General features: G+C 68.6%; 13 protein-coding genes. 7 read left to right on the forward strand and 6 right to left on the reverse strand.

The genetic code is table 11. The features are described from left to right. Window positions 1-8: 8 nt before the first annotated feature. From K7957_RS17065 to K7957_RS17080, 4 genes are all read left to right on the forward strand, one after another. A complete protein-coding gene (locus K7957_RS17065; RefSeq protein WP_223013707.1) occupies window positions 9-917 on the forward strand; it encodes a LysR family transcriptional regulator in 909 nt (302 codons plus the stop codon). Window positions 918-1038: 121 nt separating this feature from the next. Next, the gene (locus tag K7957_RS17070) at window positions 1039-1710 is read left to right on the forward strand and encodes a PEPxxWA-CTERM sorting domain-containing protein (RefSeq protein WP_343228443.1); all 672 of its coding nucleotides are present in this window, start codon (window positions 1039-1041) and stop codon (window positions 1708-1710) included. Next, window positions 1707-2336, forward strand: coding sequence for a L,D-transpeptidase family protein (locus K7957_RS17075; protein ID WP_246617209.1), 630 nt, complete (start codon window positions 1707-1709; stop codon window positions 2334-2336). The genes K7957_RS17070 and K7957_RS17075 overlap by 4 nt, the downstream gene beginning before the upstream one ends. Window positions 2337-2435: 99 nt before the next feature. Beyond that, a complete protein-coding gene (locus K7957_RS17080) occupies window positions 2436-2963 on the forward strand; it encodes a CAP domain-containing protein (RefSeq protein WP_223013556.1) in 528 nt (175 codons plus the stop codon). 22 nt (window positions 2964-2985) lie between these two features. Here the strand turns inward: K7957_RS17080 and K7957_RS17085 are convergent, their stop codons facing one another. From K7957_RS17085 to K7957_RS17110, 6 genes are all read right to left on the reverse strand, one after another. Continuing rightward, on the reverse strand, window positions 2986-3744 hold the full coding sequence (locus tag K7957_RS17085; protein WP_223013558.1) for a metallophosphoesterase: 759 nt from the start codon (window positions 3742-3744) through the stop codon (window positions 2986-2988). Between the two features lie 179 nt (window positions 3745-3923). After that, window positions 3924-4436 (reverse strand): FxDxF family PEP-CTERM protein, encoded by a 513-nt coding sequence (locus K7957_RS17090; protein ID WP_223013560.1) that lies wholly within the window; start codon window positions 4434-4436, stop codon window positions 3924-3926. A 355-nt stretch (window positions 4437-4791) separates the two neighbouring features. Beyond that, window positions 4792-5343, reverse strand: coding sequence for a hypothetical protein (locus K7957_RS17095; RefSeq protein ID WP_223013562.1), 552 nt, complete (start codon window positions 5341-5343; stop codon window positions 4792-4794). Window positions 5344-5347: 4 nt separating this feature from the next. Continuing rightward, window positions 5348-6133, reverse strand: coding sequence for a WecB/TagA/CpsF family glycosyltransferase (locus tag K7957_RS17100; RefSeq protein WP_223013564.1), 786 nt, complete (start codon window positions 6131-6133; stop codon window positions 5348-5350). Further along, window positions 6123-7391, reverse strand: a complete 1269-nt coding sequence (locus K7957_RS17105) for a sugar transferase (protein ID WP_343228444.1) — start codon at window positions 7389-7391, stop codon at window positions 6123-6125. Before K7957_RS17105 ends, K7957_RS17100 begins: the two co-directional genes overlap by 11 nt. Window positions 7392-7457: 66 nt before the next feature. Beyond that, window positions 7458-8843 carry a tetratricopeptide repeat protein gene (locus K7957_RS17110; protein WP_223013566.1) on the reverse strand — a complete coding sequence of 462 codons (1386 nt, stop codon included), beginning with the start codon at window positions 8841-8843 and terminating at the stop codon, window positions 7458-7460. 232 nt (window positions 8844-9075) lie between these two features. Here K7957_RS17110 and K7957_RS17115 point away from each other — a divergent pair, with 232 nt between their 5' ends. From K7957_RS17115 to K7957_RS17125, 3 genes are read left to right on the forward strand one after another with little or no spacing between them, the layout of a single operon-like run. After that, window positions 9076-9648, forward strand: coding sequence for a polysaccharide biosynthesis/export family protein (locus tag K7957_RS17115; RefSeq protein WP_223013711.1), 573 nt, complete (start codon window positions 9076-9078; stop codon window positions 9646-9648). Then, entirely contained in the window at window positions 9645-10856 is a 1212-nt protein-coding gene (locus K7957_RS17120) for a hypothetical protein (RefSeq protein WP_223013568.1), read from the forward strand. Before K7957_RS17115 ends, K7957_RS17120 begins: the two co-directional genes overlap by 4 nt. Then, complete coding sequence (locus tag K7957_RS17125) at window positions 10853-12325, forward strand: GumC family protein (RefSeq protein WP_223013571.1); 1473 nt, start codon at window positions 10853-10855, stop codon at window positions 12323-12325. The genes K7957_RS17120 and K7957_RS17125 overlap by 4 nt, the downstream gene beginning before the upstream one ends.

Here is a 12325-nt window from a genome sequence, read left to right on the forward strand (position 1 = left end):
CTGCGATGATGCAGCCAATCGCCTGGAACGACCTGCAGGATTTCCTCGCGGTGGCGCGCACCGGTCAGATCGCTCGCGCCGCCGCGCTGCTCAGCGTCGACGCCACGACGGTCGGCCGTCGGCTGCGCCGGCTCGAGGCGCGGCTGGGGCGAACGCTGTTCGAGCAGACCCGCGAGGGGCAAATGCTGACCGAGGCGGGCGAGTCGCTGCTCGCGCAGGTCGAGCAGATGGCGAGCGCGGCGGAACGGATCGGCGAGGGTGCCGACCCGCCCGGCGCGCTCACCGGTACGCTGCGGGTGAGCGTGTCCGAAGGATTCGGCGTCTGGCTGGTGGCGCAGCACCTCGACTCGTTCGCGGCGGCGCATCCGGCGCTGACGATCGATCTGGTGGCGAACTCAGGCTTCCTGAGCCCCTCGCGGCGCGAGGCCGACGTGGCCGTGCTGCTCGCGCGCCCGCGCCACGGCCCCGTGGTGGCGAGCAAGCTCTCCGACTATGCGCTGCACCTCTATGCGGCGCGCGCGCTGGTCGAGCGCGACGGCATGCCGACGCGGGAGACCTTGGGAAAACGCCATCGGCTGGTCGGCTATATCCCCGATCTGTTGTACGCGCCCGAGTTGCGATACCTCCACGAGATCGATTCGGCGCTGGCGCCGACGTTGCGCAGTTCGAGCATCAACGCGCAGGCCCGGCTGATCGCGGCGGGCGCCGGTGTGGGCGTTCTGCCACACTTCATCGGTGGCCACGATGAGTCGCTGCTGCGCGTGATCCCTGATGTGGCGGTCACGCGCGGCTTCTGGCTGGTCACACACCGTGACACACGACAGTTGCGGCGAGTCCGCGCGTTCCGCCAATGGTTAACACAATTGATCGATCAGCAGCGTGATCGACTGCTGCCCGCTTGCAACACTGTCCCATGATAAGGTCTTAACACAGGACATTTTTCTGGACTCATGCGGCTGCATTCGTAGAGAGGGAGCATCGCGCTTCCTTAACCGTTGGTCGGTTCGGAAACAGGGATAGGTCTCATCGATGATTAGCGTGCGTCGACCGCTCACTGTGCTGTGGCACCTCACGATCGCCCGCGTGGCGATCGGCGGACTGGTCGGCGTGGCCGCGGTCGGCAGCTATGGTGCGCTGGGCGGCACGATCGGCGGCCTCGGTATCGCCGAGGCGTCCGCCAAGGTCGCGCGCCTGATCGACCTGCCCGATCCCTCCGCGATCCTCGGCGCCCGCTCGCCCGGCGGCCGGGAGGCCGGCGCGATGTTCACCACCAAGCCCGCCAAGCAGCGGCTGGCCGCGCGGCCGCGCGTGCCGGTGCCCGGCGCGCCGCGCGAGCGCGTGCTGAGCGCCGTGCGCGAGCGGCCGAGCATCGGTTGGGCTCCCCCCTATGTCGAGCTGCCCGAGACGCCGCTCGCCTTCGGTCCCGGCATACCCGTCGGCGACGTGCCGCTCACCCCGGCCGCGCTCGGTCCGCTGCCGCCGGGCGGCGGCTTCACCCCGACGACCCCGTTCATCCCGGGTGGCGGCGGCGGTGGCACCGGCGGCGGTGGCGGAGGCGGCGGTGGCGGAGGCGGCGACGAGGTCGTGCCGCCGCCCGCGGTGCCCGAGCCGGCGACCTGGGCGACGATGATCCTCGGCTTTTTGATGGTCGGCGGCGCGCTGCGTCGCGTCGCGCGCCGCCGCGTGGCGGAGGTCGACGCGGCCGCATGAGCCGGCTCGCCGGCGGAGCGGTCGCGCTCGCCGCGGCCGGCGTCGGCGCGCTCGGCATGGCGTGGTGGAGTCGCCCCGCGCCGCCCCGCGTCTCCGCTCCGGTCGTGTCGACCGTGCCGGCCACCACGGTCGGCAGCTATGGCACGCGGGTGAGCTACCCCGCCGGGCGTGAACCGTCGCTGCCGGCGTCGAACGCCGCGCCCCTGCTGGTGCACAGCCTCCTTCGCGTCGACCGGCCGATGCACTTCGGCGACTATGTCTGGAACGAGAGCGGCGTACCCGCCGAGGGCGACACGCGCATCCGCGTCGATCTGTCGCGCCAGCTCATGTCGGTGTTCCGCGGCGGGCACGAGATCGGCACGGCGGTGATCCTCTATGGCACCGACCACAAGCCGACCCCGACGGGCACCTTCCCGATACTGGCGCGGGCACGGCTTCACCAGTCGACGCTGTACGACGCCGAGATGCCCTACATGCTGCGGCTCACCAACGACGGCGTTGCGATCCACGCCAGCGCGGTGCGGCGCGGCTACGCGACGCACGGCTGCGTCGGCATTCCCGAGGATTTCGCGCGCCGCGTCTTCGCCGCTAGCGCGCGCGGCGACCTGGTGACGATCACCGCGTAAACATAGCTTACCCGCCGTTAACTTTTTTTGACGACCGCTTGGCAACTCGGCAGCCGTTAGACCGCTCTCCTGGATCAAGTATCAGGAAGGGTTCCGGACATGCCGCGCGCCCACGCGCCCCGTCGGCTGATCGCCGCTTTGGTCGCGATGTTGGCTGCCCCGCTGCTGAGCGGCGCGGCGAGCTTCTCGCAGACCTTCGACGCGCGCGTGCTCGCGGCGCACAATTACGAGCGCGCCTCGGCCGGCCTCGCGCCGATGCGTTGGAACCGCGAGCTCGTGCAGTCGGCGCAGCGCTGGGCCGACTATCTCGCCAGCACCGGTCGCTTCGAGCACGCGCCCGAGCGCCACTATGATCCCGAGGGCGAGAACCTCTGGGCCGGCACGCGCGGCTATTTCACCCCAGAGGCGATGGTCAACGGCTGGATCCGCGAGAAGCGCTACTTCCGCCCCGGCGTGTTCCCGTACAACAGCGTGACCGGCAGCGTGGAAGATGTCGGCCATTATACGCAGCTGATGTGGCACGACACCGACGAGGTCGGCTGCGCGGTCGCGCGCGGGCGCGAGGAGGACGTGCTGGTGTGCCGCTACAAGAACGCGGGCAATTACCTCGGCGAGCGGCCCTTCTGAGGCGCCGGGGTGGCCCGCCCCCTCACCCGAGCCGGCTGGTGAGCACCCAGCGGCGGTCGGCCTCCAGCCCCAGCACGGAGAGCCGGTCCGAGGCATAGGCGCCCGTGTCCACGCCGATGCGGTTGGGCCGCATATCCACCTTCTCACTCACGGTGTGGCCGTGCACCACCATCACGCCGTGATCCACGCGGCTGTTGAGGAAGTCGCGCCGGATCCAGCGCAGGTCGCGCTCGCTCTGCTCGTCTATCGGGACGCGCGGGCGAATCCCGGCATGGACGAAGAGATAGTCGCCGAGCCGGACCATCGGCACCATCCGCCGCAGGAACCCGAGGTGGAGCGACGGGATCGAGTCGCGTATCGCGCGGCGGAAGGTCTCGGGATCACGCAGGTGCAGCGCCGGGTCGACACCGTAGCTGACCAGCGTCTCGACACCGCCCACCGCGAGCCAGTCGTCCAGCCGCTCCCACGCACCGTCGAGGATGTCGAGTAACGCCTGCTCGTGATTGCCGCGGATGAAGTGGCGCTGGCCGAACGCGGCGCGGCCGCTGGCGAGCATACTCACCACCGCCGCGGAGGTTGGACCGCGATCGATCAGGTCGCCGAGGAAGACGACATGCACCTCGGGATAGCCACCGCGCGAGTCGCTGTCCTCGCGTATCCAGTCGAGCATCGGCGCGAGCAGGTCGGCGCGGCCATGGACATCGCCGACGGCATAGGCGCGCACGCCCTCGGGCAGGCGATAGCCCCGCTCGCGATCCCGGCCCAGCCATCGCCCGATCATCGCCGCATCGCTGCCTCACCTATATACCGCCGCGCCTCGCCGGCGCGGTGAGCCGACGTCGAACAGCAGCGCGTCGATGCGGTCAAGCATGGGATACGAGAACGGCGGCCGCCCACTGGGGCAGCCGCCGTCCTACGATGTGCTTCACCGAACCGCGGGGCAAACCGCCCCGCGCCGGATCAGACCGCCTGCGAGAAGCGGACGGCCGGGCGGCGGCGCATCGAGTAGCCGACCACGCCGAAGCCCAGGATCATCAGCGCCCAGGTCGCGGGCTCGGGCACCGCGGCGAAGCTGACGTTGGCGGTGTAGCTGCCACCGCCCGACGAGTTGCCGCTGATGAGCAGCTTCTGCGGGTTGGCGATCGAGGGGATGCCCGCTGTCGGGAGCGCCAGCGTGTACACATAGTCGCTGACCTTGCTCAGCGTCAGCGCGGTACCGTTGAGGGTGCCCGAGATCAGCTGCAACCCGCCCGTCATCGACAGCGAGATGACGCTGGCACTGACCGAGCCGGCGGTCGGCACGGCGAACTCATAGGCGTCGTTGAAGGGGCCGACCATCGGCGTCACCGACCCGGTGGTCCCCGAGTAGGTGCCATCCGTGCCCTGCGACAGCGTGATGGTGGTAGCCGCCATGGCAGGGGTTGCCGCCACGAAGGCGGCGGCGACGAAGGCGGATGCGACGAACTTGTTCATGCGGATAACTCCCTGAGATCTCTGAAACACCACGACCCGGACGGTTGAATGACGAGGCTGATCGACCACCCGTTGGTCCGCCAGATACCCGTTTACGGAAACTACACCATCGCCATTCTGAGGCACTTCGGACTGTTTCGGGACATGTCCTCGGTGTAACAAAAGGGAGAATGGGGAAGAGCCGCCTCATTTCGTCCTGCAGAACTAAAAGCGCACAGCGCGGCGCGAGGCAACGCTCGGCTTTTCCAAGAACGGGACGAGCAAGTCACTATCGACGAAGGGAAACTACGATCAAGCCGCTTCGGATGAATGACCGAGGCCGCTCAGGAGTGCGCGATCTACTTGCGGTCTATGGTTAACGACGGCGATGTGCGCGACGCAGCGCGAGTATCGCGCCCGCCGCCACGATGACGATCCCGCCAATCTCAATCATCCAATTGAGACGAACGCAGAAGATCGTCTGGCTCAGCGCCCAGTCGACGTGATGGAACGACGAAGCGCGCACTAGGATGAAGCAATACAGGAAGACGAGACCCGCCAGCGCGATGTTCCGCGCGCCGGGCTGACGTCGCATCACATATGGCAGTGCAGCAGAAAGCAGTGCCCCGATCGCCGCGATCGCGGAGATGAAGAGCGCCTGGTACTCGCGGCGCTGCTCGTACCAGCCGTGGCTCTTGGCACGGTCGCGCATAACTTGGGTCAAGAGCGATTGCAGATCGAGCTGCTTGTTGATCCCGAGCAAGACGAGCAGCAGAGTGACCGCGAGCCAGAAGAAGCGGGGGGCGGGCCCGTCCCTGTCGCGCCGCTGTGCCGCTGCGCATAGCAGCGCGGCCCCGGCATAGGCCAGAACGGTGATCCAGCCGATCGCGGTGGGATCGCCGATCTGCGGATGCCAGCGATCGTCCACGTCCTCAGTCCGGGGCGAAGGAGCCGCGCCCGGCCCGCCACGACCGCGCCAGGCGGAAAATGCGCGGCCCCTCGACCAAGTAGCGCCGCCACAACCGACGCGGCTGCGAGCCGAGTCGATGCGCCCATTCCAGCCCGAGCCGCTGCAGCCAGCGCGGCGCCCGCCGCTGCCGCCCGACGATGAAATCGAGCGATGCGCCGATGCATAGCGCGACGCCGCTGGTGCCCGGCAGCGCCGCGATCCGGGCGGCCACGATCTCCTGCTGCGGCGAGCCGACGGCGAGCAGGAGGAAGCGCGCGCGCGCATCGCGCCCGAACGCCGCCGCCGCCGCGAGCGCAGCCGGGTCGCGCAGCAGCCCCATCGGCGGGATGTGCTGGACGATGTCCAATGCCGTGAATCGCTGCCGTAGCGCGGCCAGCAGAGTCGAGTCGCCACCGATGATGGCGATGCGGTCGCCGGGCTGCGCCACCTCGTCGAACAGCCGCACCGTCAGGTCGCTCCCCGGCGCGACCGGCAGCGTCACGCCGCACCATCGCGCCAGCCGCGCGAGCACGCGGCTGTCACATAGGGTCAGCGTCGCTCCCTCATAGGCGTCCCACAGCGCCGTCCCGGTCGGATCCTCGCGCCCGACGGCGTCGAGTCGAACGATATGATCGACGTTGGGCGTCACCACATAGGCGAAGGGTGCGGTCGCGCGCGCATCGCGCAGCCATGCGACCGCGGCGTCGGTGTCGAGCGGGTCGAAGCGCAGGCCGAGGAAGCCCCGCGACGCATCGGGCTCAGTACGCATTCTTGTCGAACAGGATGTTGGCGACCGTCTGGAAGATGATCTTCACGTCGAGCGTGAGCGACCAGTGATCGATGTAATAGCGGTCGAGCTCGATGCGGCGCTTGGCACGCTCGATCGTCTGGATCTCGCCGCGCAAGACGTTCCAGATCTGTGGCAGCTCGTCGATGCTGAGCTTGCGGATCAGCCGCCCCACGGGCGTGATCCGCGGGTCTCCCTTGCGCGTCCGCTCCGCCCCGGAGACGTCCTGTCGGTCGACGTACATCGAGCGGAACTTGTAGACCATGATCTCGCGGTTGTTGAAGCCGAAGCGCGGCTGCTTGAACAATACCGGACCGCGACTGGTCGCCTTGATCGCCAGCGCGGTGACGAGCAGCAGCGGCGAGAGAAACACCAGCGCCACCGCGGCGATGAACAGGTCCTCGGCGTCCTTGAGCAGCGTGTCGCCGTCGCGCATCGGGCGCTGCCACAGCGTGAGCACCGGGATGGCGCCCACGAAGTTGACTCGATAGTCCGGCGCCAGCGCGATCGCCTCGCGCGGGATCAGCGAGATGTCGATCGCCACCTCGCTCAGCTTGTCGAGTATCAGGTCGAGCCGGTCGCGCGTGAGGTCGGCCAGCGCGATCAGCACCTGGTCCACCTCGCCGTCGCGCGCCATCGTCAGCAGCTCGGAGAAGCCGCCGATGAACGGCAGGTCGCCGACCGTCTCGTCGCGCGAGCGGCGCGCGTAATCGTCGGCCACGCCGACCAGCAGCAGCTGCGGCAGCGCCTGGAGATCGAGCATGCGGCAGGTCCGCTCGACGATCTCCGTGTCGGCACCGTACAGCACCACCCGCTGCCGGATCCGGCCGCCGACCGCGAGGCGGTGGAGCAAAGCGCGCAGCACGAAGCGGCTGACCAGCAGCGAGCCGACGCAGGAGCCGACGTACCAGAGCGTCAGCCCGCGCGAGAACTCGTCGACCAGGCCGAACTGCCAGACGATCGCACTGCTCAGCAGCGCCGCGAAGACATAGTCGAGCGCGACCGCGGCGTCGCTCGAGCGCAGCATCGCGAGCGACTGGCTGTACACGCCGCGCGATTGGCGGATCAGGAAGAACGCCACGCCGGCGATGAACGCCGCCGCGGTGTGCACCCCCGGCACCACCGTCAACCCGACCGAGAACTCGTACAGCAGCAGCGCCGCCGGCATGCTGACGAGCAGGCAGAGCAGGTCGACCACGAAGATCAGCGACGGAATCACGTTGGACGTGAACCGTCTCACCCTAGTGGGCCGCACTATCGTCGCCACTCGCTCACGCCCCGCCGTTCCTTCCCGCGCGAAATTATCTCACCACTGCGCCCGTGCTAACCGCTGCTGCTCTACAAATTGTTGACCCAGTTCGTCGAGTTCGTCGCTTCGCCCTGAGGACGCGAGATATTTCCGCAGCTCACCGTAGAGCAGCGGGTCACCCTGGATGTCCTGAAGACCGCCGCGCAGCGCGTTCTCGGCCAATTGCGGCTGCCCCGCCCGCTGGTACGCACGCGCGAGTCGCACCCGATCATCGGGCGCCCGCGTTTTCTCCGCCACCAATTTCTGCGCGTCGAACACCGCCTGGCGACCGCGCCCGGTACGCAGGTACAGATCGGTGCGCGCGCGGAGCGCGACCACGTTGCTCTGATCGAAGGCGAGCACCTGGTTGAGCAGCGACTCTGCCTCGCTGTCACGCCCCCTGGTCGCGCGGATCTGCGCCAGCAGCGCCAGCACCGAGGCGTTCGCCGCGGTCACCGGCGGCCGCGCCATCGGCGCCACCAGCGACTCGGCGTCGTCGGCGGCGCCGGTCAGCATCAGGAAATAAGCGTAGCGTAGGCGGTCGCGCGGCGACGCCGCGCTGGCGAGCGCACGCACCGTCGGCACGCTCCAGTCACGCGGCTCGTAGCGCCGCCACAGCGCGAGCACGTCGACCAGCGAGTCGCCGTACTCGCCGCCTCGGACCAACCGCTCGGTGAGCGAGCGCGCGCGGTCGTGCTGGCCGAGGGCGTAGAGCGACCCGGCGTATGCGACTCGCAGCGCGGCGTCGTGGGGGCGCAGCGCCACCAACTTCTCCTGCGCCGCCGCCAGAGGGGGGAGGCGATCGAAGCGCCGCGCCACCGTCACCATCGTGTCGAGGGCGGCACCGTCGCGCGGGTGAGCCGCCGCATAGTCGGCCAGTAGCTTGAGCGACGCCTCGGGATCGTTCTTCGACGCCAGCGCACGTGCCTTGAGGATCGTCGCGTTCGAATCGTCCGGGCGGCCGGCGAGCACCGTGTCCGCGCGCTTCAGCGCGGTATCGAAATCGCGGTCGTGCAGCGCGACGAAGCCCAGTGTCGCCTGCGGCGCCGGGTCGCTCGGCAGGAGCAGCAGCACCTGATTGGCGTATTTGCGCGCGTCCTCTGCCCGCCCGCTCAGCGCGGCGAGATCGGCCAGGGTCTGAATCACGTTGGCGTTGGAGCGATCGAGCTCATTGGCGCGGACGTAAGCCGCATAGGCGCCCGGATAGTCGCCCAGCGTCAGCTGCACGCGGCCCAGCGCCGCCCAATATTGCGGGTTCGAATCGTCGATCGCGACCGCTCGCTGCATCGCCAGCCGCGCGGTCCAGGGGTCGTTGCCCGCGAGCGCCGCCTCATACATGCCCGCGTAGCGCGCGGCACGTTCCTCCGGCGCGCGGCAAGCGGCCAGGGTAATCAGCGATAACAATAGCGCCGCGCGGCCACACCGCTTGGTTCGACGCACCAGAATGCTGCACATACTCAACAATCTCGTGCGTACATGGAAAGGAAAATGCGGTAAGGCGGCTGACGCTGCGCCCGTTACTCGATATGGGACGAGCGATCAAATAAACTCGTGGCGCGCGCCGATCGATTTGTGGATCAGGCTTCAGTAGTTGGGGGTCAAGGGAATGGTAAATAAGCTACTGTCCGGGGCGGCGATGGCCTTGGCGCTGATCGGGGCCGCGCCCGCGTCGGCGCAGGCGGGGCCCGGCGGCTCGGCCACCGCGCTCGCGGCCTATCGCATCAACCCGGGGGACGAGCTCGACATCTTCGTCTGGGGCGAGGATCGCCTGCAGCGCACGGTCCGGGTCTTGCCCGACGGCACTTTCTCTTTCCCGCTCGTCGGCAAGGTCGACGCGCTCAACGCGCTGCCCAGCGAGATCGAGGCGCGCATCACCAAAGGCCTGGAGAGCCAGTATCGCACCGCGGTGCCGCAGGTGACGGTGTCGGTGAAGACGCCGGCCGGGCTGCAATTCTCCGTGCTGGGCAAGGTCCGCTCGCCGGGCTCGTTCAACCCGGGTCGCTACGTCAACGTGCTGGAGGCGCTGAGTCTCGCCGGTGGGCCGACCGAGTTCGCCTCGCTCGGCAACGTCGTGATCCTGCGCAAGACGCCGACCGGCGCGCAGGCGGTGCGGGTGCGAATCAGCGACCTGATGCGCGGCTCGACCGACAATCTGTCGAACGAGTCGCTGCCGCTGGTGCGCGGCGGTGACACGGTGATCGTCCCGTGAGTGGTCTGACCCATCGTCTCCGCGCCGGCGTCGCGCTGCCGTTCGGCGCTGCGCTGGCGATGCTGCCTGCCGCGTTGGCGGAGGCGCAGACGACGCGCCTCATCGTCGACGGCCAGGCTGGTGTAGGCTATTCCACCAACCCGTTCCTGGTCACCGGCGATGACGCGGGCAGCGCCTTCACCGAACTGTCGATCACGCCGCAGCTCGTCCGCCTGGATGAGAAGGGCGAGGCGGCGCTGAGCGCTTACTATCGCCGCACCGACTATTTCACCCGCTACGACTCGGCCGACAGCTACGGCGTGGAGGCGCGTGCGCGGCGGCAGCTCAGCCAGACGTTCAACGCGCACGCGGTGGTGAGCTACGACAGCTCGATCATCGGGCAGAGCAGCTACGGCCTGGTCGGCGTGCTCGACCCGGCACTGCCGCCCGACCTCGGCACGCCCGATATCGCGCTGCTCGGCCTGCGCCAGCGTCAGAAGAGCCTGTCCGCGGCGATCGGCGGCGACCTGCGAGTCAGCCAGCGCGACACCGTCAACGGCGAGCTGCGCGCGAACCGGATCAGTTACGCGGATAACGGCATCCTGACCTCGTCGACCACCAAGTCGGCGACGCTGGGCTGGTCCCATGCGGTCTCGGCGCGTACCAGCGTCGGCCTGCAGGGCTCAGGCTCGTGGAGCAACTTCGACCGCGATCGTACCTCCGGCGCCTTCTACCAGCCGCAGGTCACGGTGAATCACCAGTTCAGCTCCTCGGTGACCGTCTCGGCCGCGCTCGGCGCGCTGTTCATCACCTCGCGGACGCCGCTGGGAACGGTCCACTCGACCGGCATCTCGGGCAACGTCTTCGCATGCAAGGCGGGGCAGCGCAGCAACACCTGCTTCCGCGCCTATTCGGACGCGCAGCCGACCGGCTTCGGAGACGTGTCCAAGCGGCAGGGCGCCGGCCTGGACTATTCCTATCAGGTCCGCGAGAACGACGTGGTGCGCGCCTCCGTCGATTACTCACGCGTGCAGGAAACATCGAATCTTCTGCAAGCACGCAACGCCTCCTTCATCACTGGCGGTGCAAGCTACGAACACGGCTTCTCGCGGCGACTCTTCGGCGGCGTCGCGGGCGGCTATCGGCGGGCGAGCGGCGGCGGGCGTGACTGGCCGTCGGATCTGAACGTCAAAATTTTCGTGCGAGCGAGATGGGGCGATACGCAGTGAGTGACGTCGACACGAATGAGGAAGAGGGCGGCGCCGGCTTCTTCGGCTACATCCCCACGATCCTGTGGCAGCGCCGCTGGCTCATCATCATTCCCTTCGTGGTGCTCTCCACGATCGGGGTGGCGCTCGCGCTGCTGCTGCCGCCCATGTACCGCTCGTCAGCGACGTTGCTGGTGGAATCGCAGGAACTGCCCTCGACGCTGGTGAGCTCGCCGCTGACGACGATCATCGACCAGCGCATCGCCAAGATCCGCGAGCAGGTGCTCAGCCGGGGCGACCTGATCGCGCTGATCGAGCAGAACAATCTGTACGAGAAGGAGCGTCGCTCCAAGCCGCTCTCCGAGATCGTCGAGACGATGCAGAAGGCGACCGCGGTGCAGGCGGTGAGCGGCGACATCGGCCAGGGGCAGCAGGCGCAGAACGGCGGCACCAGCACGATCGCGTTCACGATGAGCTTCGACTACGCCGACCCTGCCAAGGCACAGGCGGTGATGCAGAGCATCGTCAGCCGCTTCCTCGAGATCGACGCGACCAGCATGGCGGCGCAGGCGACCAACACGGTCGACTTCCTCCAGGATCAATCGCGCAAGCTGCAGGATCAGATCGGCCAGATCGAGGGCCAGATCACCCAGCTCAAGGCGCGTAACGGCAGCGCCCTGGCCTCGGGCGGCATCGTCATGCCGTCGAACAGCAGCGGCTACAGCGCGCAGATCGCCCAGCTGCAGAGCGAGAATCGTGCGTTGCTCGCGCAGTCGCGCAAGTCGGGCGGCAAGGACCCGCTGGTGCAGCAGGCCGAGCAGGCGCTGATCGCCGCCCGCGCGGTGTACAACGAGAGCCATCCCGACGTGATCCGCGCCAAGGCGCGCGTCGCACAGGCGAAGGAGATCGCCAACGCGCAGGGCGACACGTCAGACGCCTCGCTGGTGCAGAGCCAGATCCAGGCGAACAATGCGCAGATCGCACAGCTCGAGTCGTATCGGGCCAGCGACAATGCGCGCGCCTCGGCGAGCATGGCGAATTCGTCGCGCGCCCCGGTGGTGCTGGAACAGGTGAGCCAGCTGGAGGCGCGCGCCAACGGTCTGCGCGATCAGCTGAAGGACATCACCGGCAACGTGCTGCGCGCGCAGAACTCGGCGCGGATGGCGCAGGAGCAGAAGGGCGAGCGGCTCACCGTGGTCGATCCGCCCGCGGCGCCCGATCGCCCGGTCTCGCCCAACCGCCTGCTGCTGATCGGCGGCGGTGTGGCGGGTGGCCTGGGTCTCGGCCTGGTGCTCGCGCTCGCGCTCGAGTTCCTGATGCGCCCGATCCGTGGCGTCGACCAGCTCAAGGCGCTCGGGCTCGAGACGCTGACCGTGGTGCCCACCTTCACCCCCGACATCGCGCCGGGACAGAAGCGCCGCCGCTGGCTGCCAGGCCTGCCGTTCCGCCGCAAACCCCGTTTGGCCGCCGACGCCGGCGGAGCGATGTGA

This window comes from Sphingomonas yunnanensis, from assembly GCF_019898765.1.
GTDB lineage: Bacteria > Pseudomonadota > Alphaproteobacteria > Sphingomonadales > Sphingomonadaceae > Sphingomonas > Sphingomonas yunnanensis.

Excerpts from the sequence above, each read along its gene's own strand:
- K7957_RS17065 (WP_223013707.1), top strand. The coding sequence starts at position 9 with ATGCAGCCAATCGCCTGGAACGACCTGCAGGATTTCCTCGCGGTGGCG.
- K7957_RS17075 (WP_246617209.1), top strand. The coding sequence starts at position 1,707 with ATGAGCCGGCTCGCCGGCGGAGCGGTCGCGCTCGCCGCGGCCGGCGTC.
- K7957_RS17080 (WP_223013556.1), top strand. The coding sequence starts at position 2,436 with ATGCCGCGCGCCCACGCGCCCCGTCGGCTGATCGCCGCTTTGGTCGCG.
- K7957_RS17085 (WP_223013558.1), bottom strand. The coding sequence starts at position 3,744 with ATGATCGGGCGATGGCTGGGCCGGGATCGCGAGCGGGGCTATCGCCTG.
- K7957_RS17090 (WP_223013560.1), bottom strand. The coding sequence starts at position 4,436 with ATGAACAAGTTCGTCGCATCCGCCTTCGTCGCCGCCGCCTTCGTGGCG.
- K7957_RS17100 (WP_223013564.1), bottom strand. The coding sequence starts at position 6,133 with ATGCGTACTGAGCCCGATGCGTCGCGGGGCTTCCTCGGCCTGCGCTTC.
- K7957_RS17115 (WP_223013711.1), top strand. The coding sequence starts at position 9,076 with ATGGCCTTGGCGCTGATCGGGGCCGCGCCCGCGTCGGCGCAGGCGGGG.